The sequence below is a fragment of the Amycolatopsis sp. NPDC006125 genome (genome assembly GCF_040614195.1).
Classification (GTDB): domain Bacteria; phylum Actinomycetota; class Actinomycetes; order Mycobacteriales; family Pseudonocardiaceae; genus Amycolatopsis_E; species Amycolatopsis_E tucumanensis.
In genome coordinates, this window is record NZ_JBEXTZ010000034.1 from 61625 (window position 1) to 75502 (window position 13878).

Below are 13878 nucleotides of genomic sequence, written 5' to 3' on the forward strand. Positions count from 1 at the left end.
CCCCGTCGGGTGGCATCCAGGATCCCGCCGCGAGTCGGCTGGCGGAAAGCGCCGTGATCCACGATCTTGTCGTGAGGTTCTGACCGCACAGTCGACGAGAAGGAGCACTGTGAGCAAGCTCGTGCCCGCGATCCTCGCGGCCGGTGCGCTGGCGAGTTGCCTGGTGGCGGTGCCCGCGGCCGCCGCACCGCCACCGCCCGCCGAGTTCACGCCCGCCCCGATCAGCTGGGGCCCGTGCGGAGCGGCCGGCCTGGCTCGCGCCGGCGCCGAATGCGGTTTCCTCGAGGTGCCGATGGACTACCGGGATCCGGCCGGCGCGAAGATCTCGCTCGCCGTCTCGCGCGTCCGCCACACGAGCGCCGACTACCAGGGCGTGATGCTCGTCAACCCCGGCGGTCCCGGTGGCTCCGGGCTGGCGCTGTCGACGATCGGCCGGGCCGTGCCGAAGGACGCGGGTGCGTCCTACGACTGGATCGGCTTCGACCCGCGCGGCGTCGGGGCCAGCAAGCCGGCGCTGTCCTGCGACCCGGAGCACTTCGCGTACAACCGCCCTGCCTATGTGCCGTCCACACCGGACTTGGAGCGGACCTGGCTGCAGCGCTCCCGCGACTACGCCGCGGCGTGCGAGAAGAACGGCCCGCTGCTGCGGCACATGCGCACCACCGACGTCGCGCAGGATCTCGACAGCCTGCGCCAGGCGCTGGGCGCCGAGCAGATCAACTACTACGGCTTCTCCTACGGCACCTACCTCGGCCAGGTGTACGCCACGCTGTACCCGCAGCGGGTCCGGCGGATGGTGCTGGACAGCAACGTCGACCCACGCAAGGTGTTCTACCAGGCCAACCTGGACCAGGACGTGGCCTTCGACCGCAACATCAAGATCTACTTCGACTGGATCGCCCGCCACGACGACGTCTACCACCTGGGCACGACGGGCAAGGCCGTCGAGGACCTGTGGTACGCCCAGCAACGCGAGCTGACCCAGGCGCCGGCGGGCGGCGTGATCGGCCCGGCGGAGTGGACGGACATCTTCCTGCAGGCCGGCTACTACCAGTCGACCTGGACGGGACTGGCCGAGGCCTTCGCGGGCTGGGTGCACCAGCGGGACTGGCAGACGCTCAAGACCCGCTACGACAAGACGAACTCGCCCGGCGACGACAACGGGTTCGCCGTCTACAACGCCGTGCAGTGCACCGACGCGCCCTGGCCGCGGAACTGGACCACCTGGAAGGTGGACAACTGGATCACCCACGCGAAGGCGCCGTTCGAGACCTGGGGCAACGCCTGGTACAACGCGCCGTGCCGCACCTGGCCGGTGCCCGCAGGCAAGCCGGCCGACGTGGACGGCCGTGATGTCGCGGGCGCACTGCTGATCGGGGAGGAGCTGGACGCGGCCACCCCGTTCGAGGGCAACCTCGAGGTGCGCCGCCGGTTCCCGCAGTCGAGCCTGATCGCGGAGCCGGGCGGCACCACGCACGCCGGTTCGCTGTCCGGCAACGCGTGCGTGGACGATCGGATCGCGGACTACCTCGCCACCGGAGCGCTGCCGCCGCGGCAGAGGGGCAACGTCCCGGACGCCGTTTGCGAGCCACTGCCGGAGCCGGTGCCGGAGGGCGCGCCCGGCGCCCGCACGGACCGGGGCGGGCCCGGGCAGCCGGCGGAGCTGCGCGAGGCGCTGCGTTAGCGAGCGCCGGTCCGCTTGGCCGGTGTGGTGCGGCTGCTGCTCGCCACCGGGGCGTTGCCGCCGCGCCGGAAGGGCAACGGCCCGGACACGATCTACGAGCCACTGCCTGAGCCGGTGCGGGAAGGCGCGCCCGGCGCCCGTGGGGGTCGCGGCGGATTCGGGCAGCTGGTCGAGCTGCGCGACGCGTTGCGTTAGTTCGCCCCCGCTCGCGCGGCCGGTGTGGTGCGGCTGCTGCTCGCCACCGGGGCGTTTCCGCTGCGCCGGAAGGGCAACGGCCCGGCCGCGGTCTATGAGCCACTGCCCGAGCCGGTGCCGGAGGGCGTACCTGGCGTCCGTGCCGAGCGGGGCAGGTTCGGGCGGCCGGCGGAGCTGCGCGAGGCGCGGCGTTAGCGAGCGCCCGCCCGCGGGGCTGGCGCAGTGCGGCTGGTGCTCTCTACCGGTGCGTTGCCGCCGCGGCAGAGGGGCAGCGGCCCGAACGGGCTCTATGAGCCACCGCCCGAGCCGGTGCCGGAAGGCGCGCCTAGCGCCCATGCGGACCGGGGCGGGTTCGGGCCCCCGGCGGAGCTGCGCGAGGCGCTGCGTTAGCGGGCGCCGTTCCACGTTGCCGACGCGGTGTGACTCGTGCTCGCTACCGGGGCGCCGCGCCGGCAGGGCAACGGCCCGGACGCGGTCTATGAGCCATTGCCGGAGCCGGTGCCGGAGGGCGTGCCCGGCACCCGCGAGGACCGGGGCGGGTTCGGGCAGCCGGCGGAGCTGCGCTAGCGGGTGCCGGTCCACGTTGCCGGCGCGGTGTGGCTCGTGCTCGCTACCGGGGCGCCGCGCCGGCAGGGCAACGGCCCGGACGCCGTCCGCGAGCCGCTGCTGGAGCCGGAGGGCGCGCCCGGCACCCGTGCGGACCGTGCCGGGTCCGGGCAGCCAACCGAGCTGCGGGACGCCCTGCTTGCCGCGGTGCGTTTCTGACCGCCCGTCCACGCGGCCGACACCGCGCGGCTCATGCCTGGTCATCGGCTCGTCCTCACCGGTGTGAGCCCGCGGATCGGCTCGGCCACGAGCCCGTACCGCGCCGTGAGCCGCGGGTAGCAGCGCGCGAGCGTGGCGGCGTCGAGCGCGGGCCGCTCGCCGGGTGGCGCCCCCTGGGGACCGGCCGCACCCAGGACCGACGCGAGAGCCTCCCGGCACGCCGCTGCCACCTCGCCGGTCCCCGGCGGGGCCAGCAGCCGGAGCGCGAGGCCGGCGAGTTCGCCGGATCGGGTGATCTCCAGCGGGTCGGCCGGGAAGCTCGCCAGCACGTCCGGGTCCACCAGTGCCCGGTGGTACGCGCGCCGCCCCCGCAGCACCAGCCAGCACACGCCGTCCCGCAGCTGACCGGCCCCGGCGCCGCCGAGGACCAGGCCGAACGCCGTCCACACGTCCCACCGGCAGGCCCGCAAGTGCAGGCGCCGGAAGTGGTGGTGGAACCGGATGACCTCCAGCGCCGGGCGCCCGCGCAGCAGCTCGCCGATCTCGGCGACGGTGCGCCCGGCGACCAGCCGCCAGAACTGGTGTTCCCTCATGTCTCCCCCAGTGGTCCGCGATGAGGTGAACAACGTTAGGACCGGGGTACGACAATTTCGGCTCGCGACCACCCGGCGACGCTTGGTGACCGAAAACTGTCGGTGAGGGTCGCTAGCGTGCCGGGCATGAACATCATCGAAGAGCACCGGAGCACTCTCCGGGCCGGTAACACCACCTTTTCCATCGAGGTCACCGCGCTGCCGGGCGGCGGCCGTGACGCGCTCGCCGACCGTCTCGTGATCAGGGTCGGCGCCGCCGGCGCCGAGGGCGAGCCGGTGGCCGACGGCCAGATCGAGGTCGCCGCCGGTGCGGCGGCGACACTCGGCTCGGTGCTGTCGGAGACCCTGCGGCACCACGCGGCGCTGGCCGATCCGGGTGGCCGAAGAGGCCGCGACCGGCCGGCAGGTCAGGGCAAGCCGTGGACGCCGGAGCTCGACGCGGAACTCGAGCGGCGGTGGATCGCGGGGGAGAGCGTCGCGGACATCGCCCGGGAGCTCGCCCGCAGTCCCGGCGGCATCCGGGCGCGCCTGCCGCGGGTGGGGTGCGACCCGGAACGCCGCGGCGAGTACCTGCCGGATCCGCCCAGCATGCGCCCCGCGCCGGAGGGGAGCGGAGATGCGGCCTGAGCGGGACGCCTCACCCGCTGTCGCGTGGGCCCGACGGCCGGATTCCGGAGGTGACGATGACCGCTGAGCGCTGACACCGCAGCCCCGGTCGGTGTGACCCTGCCGGAACTCGTTTGATTGATCTTCCGCCGCAATGCATAATCATACGTATGACGGTGAAGGTCGCGGTGGCCGGGGCGAGCGGGTACGCGGGCGGGGAAGCCCTCCGCCTGCTGCTGGCGCACCCCGAGGTCGAAATCGGTGCGGTGACGGCGGCGAGCAGCGCGGGCACACCGCTGGGTCAGCACCAGCCCCACCTGGTCCCGCTGGCCGGGCGGATCCTGCAGGAGACCAGCGCGGAGACGCTGGGGGGCCACGACGTGGTCTTCCTCGCGCTGCCGCATGGTCATTCAGCGGAGATCGCGGCCCAGCTCGGGCCCGACGTGCTGGTCGTCGACCTGGGCGCCGACCACCGCCTGACCAGCGCGGCCGACTGGCAGCGCTGGTACGGCGGCGACCACGCCGGGACCTGGCCCTACGGCCTGCCCGAGCTGCCGGGCGCGCGCGAGAAGCTGGCCGGCGCCAAGCGGATCGCCGTCCCGGGCTGCTTCCCGACCGGGGGCACGCTCGCGCTGGCACCAGCGCTGGCGGCGGGCCTGGTGCGGCCGGAGGTGACCATCACGGCGGTGACGGGCACGTCCGGCGCGGGCAAGAGCCTCAAGCCGCACCTGCTCGGTTCCGAGGTGATGGGCTCGGCGAGCGCGTACGGCGTCGGCGGCGCGCACCGGCACACGCCCGAGTTCGCGCAGAACCTGACCTCGGTGGCCGGCGTGCCGGTGACCGTGTCGTTCACGCCGGTCCTCGCGCCGATGCCGCGCGGCATCCTCACCACGGCGAGCGCGCCGCTGGCGGGCGAGACCGACACGGCGGCGGCGCGCGCGGTGTACGAAAAGGCCTACCAGGCCGAGCCGTTCGTACAGGTCCTGCCCGAGGGCAGCTGGCCGGTCACCTCGGCGACGCTCGGCTCGAACAACGTGCAGCTGCAGGTCGCGGTGGACGCCGACGCCGGCCGCCTGGTCGTCGTGGCCGCGATCGACAACCTGACCAAGGGCACCGCGGGCGGCGCCATCCAGTCCATGAACATCGCACTCGGTCTCCCCGAGACCACCGGCCTTCCGACAGTAGGAGTCGCACCGTGACCGTGACCGGACCCAAGGGGTTCCGCGCCGCAGGCGTGGCCGCCGGGATCAAGGCATCCGGCGCTCTGGACCTCGCGCTCGTCGTCAACGACGGGCCCGAGCAGGCGGCGGCGGGGGTCTTCACCCGCAACGTCGTCAAGGCGGCGCCGGTGCTGTGGTCCCAGGAAGTGCTGCGGCACAAGCGGTTGCGCGCGGTCGTGCTCAACTCCGGCGGCGCGAACGCGGCCACCGGGCCCGGCGGCTTCCAGGACACCCACGCCACCGCCGAGAAGGTCGCCGAGCTGCTGGAGGTCGGCGCGATCGACGTCGCGGTGTGCTCGACCGGCCTGATCGGGGAGCGGCTGCCGATGCCCGCCGTGCTGTCCGGTGTGGACGCCGCGGTCAAGGCGCTGGACACCACGAGCGACTCGGCGCTGGCCGCCGCGACCGCCGTGATGACCACGGACACCAAGCCGAAGCAGACGCTGCGGAGCCACGACGGCGGCTGGAGCGTCGGCGGGTTCGCCAAGGGCGCCGGCATGCTCGCGCCGAACCTGGCCACGATGCTGTCCGTCCTCACCACCGACGCGGTCGTCGACCCGGACGCGCTCGACGCCGCGCTGCGGGCCGCCACCCGCGTCACCTTCGACCGCCTCGACGTCGACGGCGGCACGTCGACCAATGACACCGTCCTCGTGCTCGCCTCCGGGGCCAGCGGCGTCACACCGGGCCTCGACGAGTTCACCGACGTCCTCACCTCCGCCTGCATGGACCTCGTCCAGCAGCTGCGCGCGGACTCCGAGGGCGTCACGAAGGAGGTCGACGTCGTCGTGCGCGGCGCGGCCAGCGAGCAGGACGCGATCAACGTCGGACGCACCGTCGCCGAGGACAACCTGGTCAAGACCGCGTTGTTCGGCTCGGACCCGAACTGGGGCCGTGTCGCGATGGCCGTCGGGCGCGCCCAGGCCGAGATCGACCCGGGCACGCTGTCGATCAGCATCAACGGCGTCACGTTGTTCGCGAACGGCACCACGGCGGCCGACCGCTCCGCCGCGGACCTGTCCGGCCGTGCCATCGAGATCGTGATCGACCTGGGCGTCGGCGCCAGCACGGCCACGATCTTCACCACCGACCTGTCGCACGCCTACGTCGAAGAGAACAGCGCCTACTCCTCATGACTCCTCCCGAACTGGTCGCGGCCGACGACCGGATGGCCACCGCGGCCGAGAAGGCCGGCGTGCTGATCGAGGCCCTGCCGTGGCTGCAGCGGTTCCACGGCGCCACCGTCGTCGTCAAGTACGGCGGCAACGCGATGATCGACGACGAGCTCAAGCGCGCCTTCGCCCAGGACATGGTGTTCCTGCGGCTGGCAGGCCTGCGCCCGGTCGTCGTGCACGGCGGCGGCCCCCAGATCACCGCCATGCTGAGCAGGCTCGGCATCGAAGGCGAGTTCCGCGGTGGCCTGCGCGTCACCACCCCGGAGACGATGGACATCGTCCGCATGGTCCTGGTCGGGCAGGTGAGCCGCGAGCTGGTCGGGCTCATCAACGCCCACGGCCCGTACGCGGTCGGCATCTCCGGTGAGGACGCGCAGCTGTTCACCGCCGAACGCAAGCAGGCCACCGTGAACGGCGAGTCCGTCGACGTCGGCCTGGTCGGCGAGGTCGCCTCGGTCAACCCGGACGCGGTGCTGGACATCGTCAACGCGGGCCGCATCCCCGTGGTGTCCACAGTGGCCCCCGACGCCGACGGCGTGGTGCACAACGTCAACGCCGACACCGCGGCGGGCGCGCTCGCCGCTGCGCTGGACGCGGAGAAGCTGGTCGTGCTGACCGACGTCGAGGGCCTCTACGCGAACTGGCCGGACCGCTCGTCGCTGATCGACCGGATTCGCGTGGACCGGCTCGAAGAACTGCTCCCGACCCTGGCCAGCGGCATGATCCCGAAGATGGAGGCCTGCGTGCGCGCGGTGCGCGGCGGCACCCGCCGTGCCCACGTCATCGACGGCCGCATCGCCCACTCGGTCCTGCTCGAGGTGTTCACCTCGCGCGGGATCGGCACCATGGTCCTCCCCGAACAGGAGTCCTGATGGATGCACTCTCCTCCAACGCGGACGGCAGGCAGCACTGGCAGTCCGCGCTCATGGACAACTACGGCACCCCCGGCCTCACCCTGGTGCGCGGCGAGGGCGCCCGCGTCTGGGACGCCGACGGGGCCGAGTACGTCGACCTGGTCGGCGGCATCGCGGTCAACGCGCTGGGGCACGCCCACCCGGACATCGTGGCCGCGGTCACCGAGCAGATCACCAAGCTGGGCCACACCTCCAACCTCTACGTCAACCCGGTGACCGTCGAGCTGGCCGAGGCGCTGCTCGACGTCGCCGGCCTGACCGGGCAGGGCAAGGTCCTGTTCGTCAACTCCGGCGCGGAGGCCAACGAGGCGGCGCTGAAGATCAGCAGGCTCACCGGCCGCACCAAGGTCGTCGCCTGCGAGGGCGCCTTCCACGGCCGCACGATGGGCTCGCTGTCGCTGACCGGCCAGCCCGGCAAGAAGCAGCCGTTCGAGCCGCTGGTCCCGGGCGTGGTGCACGTCCCGTTCGGCGACGTGGACGCTCTGCGCGCGGCCGTCGACACCGAGACCGCCGCGGTGTTCCTCGAGCCGATCCTCGGCGAGGGCGGTGTCATCCCCGCGCCCGACGGCTACCTGCAGGCCGCGCGCGAGATCACCAAGGCGGCCGGGGCCCTATTGGTGCTCGACGAGGTGCAGACCGGCATCGGCCGCACCGGCGACTGGTTCGCCTTCCAGCGGGCCGGGATCACCCCCGACGTCATCACCCTGGCCAAGGGCCTCGGCGGCGGCCTGCCGCTGGGCGCGGTGATCGGCGTCGGCGAGGCGGGCGAGTTGTTCAAGCCCGGCCAGCACGGCACCACGTTCGGCGGCAACCCGGTCTGCTGCGCGGCCGGGCTCGCGGTGCTGCGCGCGATCTCCCGCGACGGCCTGATCGACCACGTCTCCCGCGTGGGCAAGGACATCGCCGCCGGCGTCGAGGAGATGGCCCACCCGCTGGTCAAGGGCGTGCGCGGCGCCGGCCTGCTGATCGGCATCACGCTCGGCGAGCCCGTCTCGCCCGCCGTCGCCCAGGCCGCCCAGGCCGCGGGCTACCTGGTCAACCCGGTCGCTCCCGACACGATCCGGCTGGCACCGCCCCTGATCCTGAGCCAGGAGCAGGCCGAGGGCTTCCTCGCCGCGCTGCCCGGCGCGCTCGACACCACCACCACGAAGGACTGACTGCCCGATGCTCCGCCACTTCCTGCGCGACGACGACCTGACCCCGGACGAACAGCTGGCCGTCCTCGACCTGGCCGCCGAGCTGAAGAAGGACCCGCTGTCCAACCGGGCACTGGCCGGCCCGAAGTCGGTGGCCGTGCTGTTCGAGAAGAACTCGACCCGGACCCGGCTGTCGTTCGAGGTCGGCATCGCCCAGCTGGGCGGCCACCCGATCATCGTGGACGGCCGCTCGATGCAGCTCGGCCGCGAGGAGACGATCGAGGACACCGCGCGGGTTCTCTCGCGCTACGTCGACGCCGTCGTCTGGCGCACCTTCGCCCAGCAGCGCATCGTGGCGATGGCCTCGGCCGCCACGGTCCCGGTGGTCAACGCCCTCACCGACGAGTTCCACCCGTGCCAGGTGCTGGCGGACCTGCAGACCATCCGCGAGCGCAAGGGCAAGCTCGCCGGCCTCACGCTCACCTACCTCGGCGACGGCGCCAACAACATGGCCCACTCGCTGCTGCTCGGCGGGGTCACCGCGGGCCTGCACGTGCGGGTCGTGGCGCCGGAGGGCTTCCAGCCGGACGCCGACGTGGTGACCGACGCCAAGAAGCGGGCGGCGGAGACCGGCGGCAGCGTCGGCCTGTTCACCGAGCCGCACGCCGCGGTCGAGGGCGCCGACGTGCTGGTCACCGACACCTGGACCTCGATGGGCCAGGAGAACGACGGCATGGACCGGGTCACCCCGTTCAAGAAGCTGCAGGTCAACACCGAGCTGCTGGCCGAGGCCGGGGACGACGCGATCGTGCTGCACTGCCTGCCCGCCCACCGCGGCTGGGAGATCACCGACGAGGTGATCGACGGCCCGGCCAGCGCGGTGTGGGACGAGGCCGAGAACCGCCTGCACGCGCAGAAGGCGCTGCTGGTCTGGCTCCTGGAGCAGGAGGCTTCGCGACGATGAACCGCGCCGCCCGGCAGGCCCGCATCGTCGAGCTGGTCTCGTCGATGGCCATCCGCAGCCAGACCGAGCTGGCGAAGCTGCTGGCGGCGGAGGGCGTCGAGGTCACGCAGGCTACGTTGTCCAGGGACCTCGACGAGCTGGGCGCGGTCAAGCTGCGGGGCGCGGACTCCGGCGCGCCGGTGTACGTGATCCCCGAGGACGGCAGCCCGGTGCGCGGGGTCCAGGGCGGGACGTCGCGGCTGTCGCGGCTGCTGGCGGAGCTGATGGTGTCGGTGGACGCGTCCGGGAACCTGACGGTGCTGCGCACGCCGCCGGGCGCGGCGCAGTTCCTGGCCAGCGCGATCGACCGGGCCGCGCTGGAGGAGGTGGTCGGGTCGATCGCGGGCGACGACACCGTCGCGGTGATCGCCAGGGAGCCGCTCACCGGCCGGGACCTGGCCGACCGGTTCTCGGCGCTGGCGCGGCGTTCCTCTACTTTGGACTTGCACGACGACGGATGAGCGAAGGCTGAGACGAACACATGGCAGACAACGGCCAACCGGGGATCGCGCTCTGGGGCGGGCGCTTCAGCAGCGGACCGGCCGAGGCGATGGCGGCGCTGAGCGCGTCGACCCACTTCGACTGGCGGCTGGCGCCCTACGACATCGCCGGTTCCCGGGCCCACGCCCGGGTGCTGCACCGGGCCGGGCTCCTCACCGAGGACGAGCTGACCCGGATGCTCGCCGCCCTGGACGCGCTCGCCGCGGACGTCGCCTCGGGTGAGTTCACGCCGACGGTCGCCGACGAGGACGTGCACACCGCCCTGGAGCGCGGCCTCATCGAGCGCGCGGGCGCCGAACTGGGCGGCAAGCTGCGCGCCGGCCGGTCCCGCAACGACCAGGTCGCCACGCTGTTCCGGATGTGGCTGCGCGACGCGGGCAAGCGCGTCGCGGCCGGCACGCTGGACGTCGTGGACGCACTGGTCGCCCAGGCGCGCCGCCACCCGGACGCGATCCTGCCGGGCCGCACCCACCTCCAGCACGCCCAGCCGGTGCTGCTGGCGCACCACCTGCTCGCGCACGCGCAGTCGCTGCTGCGCGATGTGAGCCGGCTGCGCGACTGGGACGCCCGCACGGCCGAGTCGCCCTACGGTTCGGGCGCGCTGGCCGGGTCGTCGCTCGGGCTCGACCCGGAGGCCGTCGCCGCCGAGCTGGGCTTCGCCACCAGCGTGGACAACTCGATCGACGGCACCGCGTCCCGCGACTTCGCCGCCGAGTTCGCGTTCGTGCTGGCCATGCTGGGCGTGAACCTCTCCCGCATCGCCGAAGAGGTCATCATCTGGAACACCGCCGAGTTCGGCTACGTGACGCTCGACGACGCCTGGGCCACCGGCAGTTCGATCATGCCGCAGAAGAAGAACCCCGACGTCGCCGAGCTGACGCGCGGCAAGTCCGGACGGCTGATCGGCAACCTGACCGGCCTGCTCGCCACGCTCAAGGGCATGCCACTGGCCTACAACCGGGACCTGCAGGAGGACAAGGAACCGGTCTTCGACTCGGTCGAGCAGCTGGAGCTGCTGTTCCCGGCCATCGCCGGGATGGTCGGCACCCTGACCTTCCATACCGGGCGGCTGGCCGAGCTCGCCCCGGCCGGCTTCACCCTCGCCACCGACATCGCCGAGTGGCTGGTGCGGCAGGGCGTGCCGTTCCGCGTCGCGCACGAAGCGGCGGGGGAGTGCGTGCGGGTGGCCGAGGCGCGCGGCGCGGGCCTGGACGAACTCACCGACGAGGAGCTGGAGAAGATCAGCCCGGCGCTGACCCCGCGGGTGCGGGAGGTGCTGACCGTGGAGGGCTCGGTGGCCTCCCGCGACGCCCGCGGCGGCACCGCACCAGCGCGCGTGGCCGAGCAACTGGAGCGGCTCGTCGCGCGGGTCGCCGACCACCGGCAGTGGATCGGGTGAACCTCGACCACCTCGTCTACGCGACACCGGACCTCGCCGGGACGGTGGCGGAGCTGCGCGGGCGCGGGATCGACCTCGTGCCCGGCGGCCCGCACCCGGGGCGCGGCACGCGCAACCACCTGAGCGGGCTCGGCGACGGGGCATACCTGGAGGTCATCGGCCCCGACCCGGAGCAGGAGGCGCCGGACGGGCCGCGCTGGTTCGGCATCGACGACCTGACCGGCCCCCGGCTGGTCGCCTGGGCGATCCGGGTGCCGGACCTGGCCGCGGCGCTGGAGCGGTCGCGGGCCGCCGGCTACCCGTTCGGCGACGCGCGGCCGATGTCGCGACGGCGGCCGGACGGCGTGCTGCTGAGCTGGTCGCTGGCTTTCCCAGCGCAGGACGGGGAAGTGGTGCCGTTCCTGATCGACTGGCAGGACTCGCCGCACCCGAGCGAGAGCCTGCCCGAGGGTGCATCGCTGGTGTCGCTGACCGGCGTCCACCCCGATCCGGGCCTCGTCGCGGGCCCGCTCGCCGCGGTGGACGCCGCGCTGACGGTCGTCACCGGCCCGGCCCCGCGGCTGGAAGCGGTGCTCGCCACGCCCGGTGGCGAGGTGGTACTGCGATGACCGGACGCCTGTTCAAACGCGAGGAGCTGGCGATCGACCCGGTCGACCTGGCCCACGTCCTGCTCGGCTCGGTCCTGGAGTGCACGGGCTCCGAGGGCACCGTCCGCGCGCGGCTGGTCGAGGTGGAGGCCTACCGCGGGGAGGACGACCCCGCGTCGCACTGCTACCGCGGACGCACCGCGCGCAACACGGTCATGTGGGGCCCGGCGGGTCACCTGTACGTGTACTTCGTCTACGGCATGCACTTCTGCGCCAACGTGGTCGGCCGCGAGGACGGCGAGGCGGGAGCGGTGCTGTTGCGCGCCGCCGAGATCACCGACGGCGCCGACCTGGCCCGATCCCGGCGCAAGGCCGCGCGCAAGGACGTCGAGCTGGCCCGCGGGCCGGCGCGGCTGACGTCCGCGCTCGGCATCGGCCCGCAGCACAACGGCGCCGACCTGGTGGACCCGCAGTCGCCGGTGCGCCTGCTGACGGGGGAGGAGATCCCCGCCGAGCGCGTCCGGTCCGGCCCGCGGGTCGGGGTGGCGGCGGCGATGGACACCCCATGGCGGTTCTGGATCGACGACTCCCCGGCCGTGTCGCTCTACCGGCGCGGCGGACGGGCCCGCCCCGCCAAATAGTCGGTTGACCTCGTAGGAGAGTATCGAGCCGTGAGCGAACACATCCTCGACGAACTGTCCTGGCGCGGGCTGATCGCGCAGTCCACCGACATCGACGCGCTGCGGAAGGACCTGGACGCCGGTCCGCTCACCCTCTATGGCGGCTTCGACCCGACCGCGGAAAGCCTGCACGCCGGCCACCTCGTCCAGCTGCTGACGCTCGCCCGGTTCCAGCAGGCGGGCCACCGGCCGATCGTGCTCGGCGGGGGAGCGACCGGCCAGATCGGCGACCCGCGGGACGTCGGCGAGCGCTCGCTGGTCACGCCTGAGGTGACCGCCGCCCGGCTGGAGAAGATCCGGGTGCAGCTGGAGAAGTTCGTGATCTTCGACGACTCGCCGACCGGGGCGATCGTGGAGAACAACCTGAACTGGTTCAAAGACGTGTCGGCGCTGGACTTCCTGCGTGACGTCGGCAAGCACTTCTCGGTGAACGTGATGCTGGCGCGGGAGACGGTGAAGCGGCGCCTGGCCTCCGACGGCATCTCCTACACCGAGTTCAGCTACCTGCTCCTGCAGTCCTACGACTACCTGACGCTGTTCCGGAAGTACGGGACGAAGCTGCAGATCGGCGGCTCGGACCAGTGGGGCAACATCGTCGGCGGGGTGGACTACATCCGCAAGGTCGACGGCGCGAGCGTGCACGCGCTGACCACGCCGCTGGTCACCGACTCGGAGGGCCGCAAGTTCGGCAAGTCCACCGGCGGCGGGAACCTGTGGCTCGACCCGGAGATGACCTCGCCGTACGCGTGGTTCCAGTACTTCGTGAACGTCGCGGACTCCGACGTCCTGCCCTACCTGCGCATGCTGACCTTCGTGCCGCGCGAGGAGATCGACGAGATCGCGCGGCTCACAGAGGAGAAGCCGCACCTGCGGGCCGGCCAGCGCCGGCTCGCCGAGGAGCTGACGACGCTGGTGCACGGGGAGGACCAGACGCGCCAGGTCATCGCCGCGAGCCAGGCGCTGTTCGGCCGCGGTGAGCTGGCGGAGCTGGACGCCCGCACGCTCGACGCGGTCATGGCCGAGGTGCCGGTGGGCGAGGTGCGGCTCGCGGACGAGCCGACGATCGTCGACCTCCTCGTGGCCACGGGTCTCGTGGACAGCAAGGGCGCTGCCCGCCGCACCGTGAAGGAGGGCGGCGCGTACGTGAACAACGCGAAGATCGCCGACGAGGAGTGGCGGCCGGAGCTCGGGGACGCCCTGCACGGGACGTGGCTCGTGGTCCGCCGCGGCAAGCGGAACACCGCCGGGGTCAAATTGCTGGCCTGACCAGGGCAAACGCGGTTAAGGGACCCCCCTGTTCGAGGGGGGTTTCCGACCATGTAAAGTTCTCTTCGTCGCCAGGGAGACCGGGCCGGCGGGGAAGAAAAGCCCCAAGGGAACGGGATCCGGGCGGGGGGTCACGAACCAAGCTCCCACCGAT

The 13878-nt window shown here is 72.9% G+C and carries 16 protein-coding genes; 15 read left to right on the forward strand and 1 reads right to left on the reverse strand.

Features of this window, described 5'->3' with window-relative positions; genetic code table 11:
- Positions 1-109 precede the first annotated feature (109 nt).
- From ABZ193_RS19220 to ABZ193_RS19235, 4 genes are all read left to right on the forward strand, one after another.
- Positions 110-1684, forward strand: a complete 1575-nt coding sequence (locus tag ABZ193_RS19220; protein ID WP_237338671.1) for an alpha/beta hydrolase — start codon at positions 110-112, stop codon at positions 1682-1684.
- 15 nt (positions 1685-1699) lie between these two features.
- Complete coding sequence (locus ABZ193_RS19225; RefSeq protein ID WP_237338672.1) at positions 1700-1879, forward strand: hypothetical protein; 180 nt, start codon at positions 1700-1702, stop codon at positions 1877-1879.
- Between the two features lie 426 nt (positions 1880-2305).
- Positions 2306-2446, forward strand: a complete 141-nt coding sequence (locus ABZ193_RS19230) for a hypothetical protein (RefSeq protein WP_237338673.1) — start codon at positions 2306-2308, stop codon at positions 2444-2446.
- A 3-nt stretch (positions 2447-2449) separates the two neighbouring features.
- Entirely contained in the window at positions 2450-2644 is a 195-nt protein-coding gene (locus ABZ193_RS19235) for a hypothetical protein (RefSeq protein WP_237338674.1), read from the forward strand.
- A 41-nt stretch (positions 2645-2685) separates the two neighbouring features.
- Here ABZ193_RS19235 and ABZ193_RS19240 read toward each other — a convergent pair whose 3' ends face one another.
- A complete protein-coding gene (locus tag ABZ193_RS19240; RefSeq protein ID WP_354710839.1) occupies positions 2686-3237 on the reverse strand; it encodes a DUF4240 domain-containing protein in 552 nt (183 codons plus the stop codon).
- A gap of 126 nt (positions 3238-3363) precedes the next feature.
- Between ABZ193_RS19240 and ABZ193_RS19245 the strand changes: the two genes are divergently transcribed.
- The 11 genes from ABZ193_RS19245 to tyrS all read left to right on the forward strand — a co-directional run bounded on the left by ABZ193_RS19245 (position 3364) and on the right by tyrS (position 13724).
- Positions 3364-3864 carry a helix-turn-helix domain-containing protein gene (locus tag ABZ193_RS19245; RefSeq protein ID WP_020420423.1) on the forward strand — a complete coding sequence of 167 codons (501 nt, stop codon included), beginning with the start codon at positions 3364-3366 and terminating at the stop codon, positions 3862-3864.
- Positions 3865-4013: 149 nt separating this feature from the next.
- Positions 4014-5042, forward strand: a complete 1029-nt coding sequence (argC, locus tag ABZ193_RS19250; protein ID WP_020420424.1) for an N-acetyl-gamma-glutamyl-phosphate reductase — start codon at positions 4014-4016, stop codon at positions 5040-5042.
- Positions 5039-6199, forward strand: coding sequence for a bifunctional glutamate N-acetyltransferase/amino-acid acetyltransferase ArgJ (argJ, locus tag ABZ193_RS19255; RefSeq protein WP_354710842.1), 1161 nt, complete (start codon positions 5039-5041; stop codon positions 6197-6199). Before argC ends, argJ begins: the two co-directional genes overlap by 4 nt.
- Positions 6196-7110, forward strand: coding sequence for an acetylglutamate kinase (gene argB / locus ABZ193_RS19260; protein ID WP_017981990.1), 915 nt, complete (start codon positions 6196-6198; stop codon positions 7108-7110). Before argJ ends, argB begins: the two co-directional genes overlap by 4 nt.
- Positions 7110-8309: an acetylornithine transaminase gene (locus ABZ193_RS19265; RefSeq protein WP_354710843.1), complete on the forward strand. Its 1200-nt coding sequence runs from the start codon at positions 7110-7112 to the stop codon at positions 8307-8309. The genes argB and ABZ193_RS19265 overlap by 1 nt, the downstream gene beginning before the upstream one ends.
- 7 nt (positions 8310-8316) lie before the next feature.
- Positions 8317-9252, forward strand: a complete 936-nt coding sequence (argF, locus tag ABZ193_RS19270) for an ornithine carbamoyltransferase (RefSeq protein WP_017981992.1) — start codon at positions 8317-8319, stop codon at positions 9250-9252.
- The gene (locus ABZ193_RS19275; RefSeq protein WP_020420428.1) at positions 9249-9752 is read left to right on the forward strand and encodes an arginine repressor; all 504 of its coding nucleotides are present in this window, start codon (positions 9249-9251) and stop codon (positions 9750-9752) included. The genes argF and ABZ193_RS19275 overlap by 4 nt, the downstream gene beginning before the upstream one ends.
- Before the next feature lie 20 nt (positions 9753-9772).
- Positions 9773-11191, forward strand: coding sequence for an argininosuccinate lyase (argH, locus tag ABZ193_RS19280; protein ID WP_020420429.1), 1419 nt, complete (start codon positions 9773-9775; stop codon positions 11189-11191).
- The gene (locus ABZ193_RS19285; protein ID WP_354710844.1) at positions 11188-11799 is read left to right on the forward strand and encodes a VOC family protein; all 612 of its coding nucleotides are present in this window, start codon (positions 11188-11190) and stop codon (positions 11797-11799) included. Before argH ends, ABZ193_RS19285 begins: the two co-directional genes overlap by 4 nt.
- Positions 11796-12419, forward strand: a complete 624-nt coding sequence (locus ABZ193_RS19290; protein ID WP_020420431.1) for a DNA-3-methyladenine glycosylase — start codon at positions 11796-11798, stop codon at positions 12417-12419. The genes ABZ193_RS19285 and ABZ193_RS19290 overlap by 4 nt, the downstream gene beginning before the upstream one ends.
- A 30-nt stretch (positions 12420-12449) precedes the next feature.
- A complete protein-coding gene (tyrS, locus tag ABZ193_RS19295) occupies positions 12450-13724 on the forward strand; it encodes a tyrosine--tRNA ligase (RefSeq protein WP_020420432.1) in 1275 nt (424 codons plus the stop codon).
- Positions 13725-13878: the final 154 nt, after the last annotated feature.

Bases quoted from the DNA above. Each gene is read 5' to 3' on its own strand.
- argH (WP_020420429.1), top strand. From the start codon at position 9,773: ATGGCAGACAACGGCCAACCGGGGATCGCGCTCTGGGGCGGGCGCTTC.
- argF (WP_017981992.1), top strand. From the start codon at position 8,317: ATGCTCCGCCACTTCCTGCGCGACGACGACCTGACCCCGGACGAACAG.
- ABZ193_RS19275 (WP_020420428.1), top strand. From the start codon at position 9,249: ATGAACCGCGCCGCCCGGCAGGCCCGCATCGTCGAGCTGGTCTCGTCG.
- argC (WP_020420424.1), top strand. From the start codon at position 4,014: ATGACGGTGAAGGTCGCGGTGGCCGGGGCGAGCGGGTACGCGGGCGGG.
- ABZ193_RS19290 (WP_020420431.1), top strand. From the start codon at position 11,796: ATGACCGGACGCCTGTTCAAACGCGAGGAGCTGGCGATCGACCCGGTC.
- ABZ193_RS19265 (WP_354710843.1), top strand. From the start codon at position 7,110: ATGGATGCACTCTCCTCCAACGCGGACGGCAGGCAGCACTGGCAGTCC.
- argB (WP_017981990.1), top strand. From the start codon at position 6,196: ATGACTCCTCCCGAACTGGTCGCGGCCGACGACCGGATGGCCACCGCG.
- ABZ193_RS19245 (WP_020420423.1), top strand. From the start codon at position 3,364: ATGAACATCATCGAAGAGCACCGGAGCACTCTCCGGGCCGGTAACACC.
- ABZ193_RS19240 (WP_354710839.1), bottom strand. From the start codon at position 3,237: ATGAGGGAACACCAGTTCTGGCGGCTGGTCGCCGGGCGCACCGTCGCC.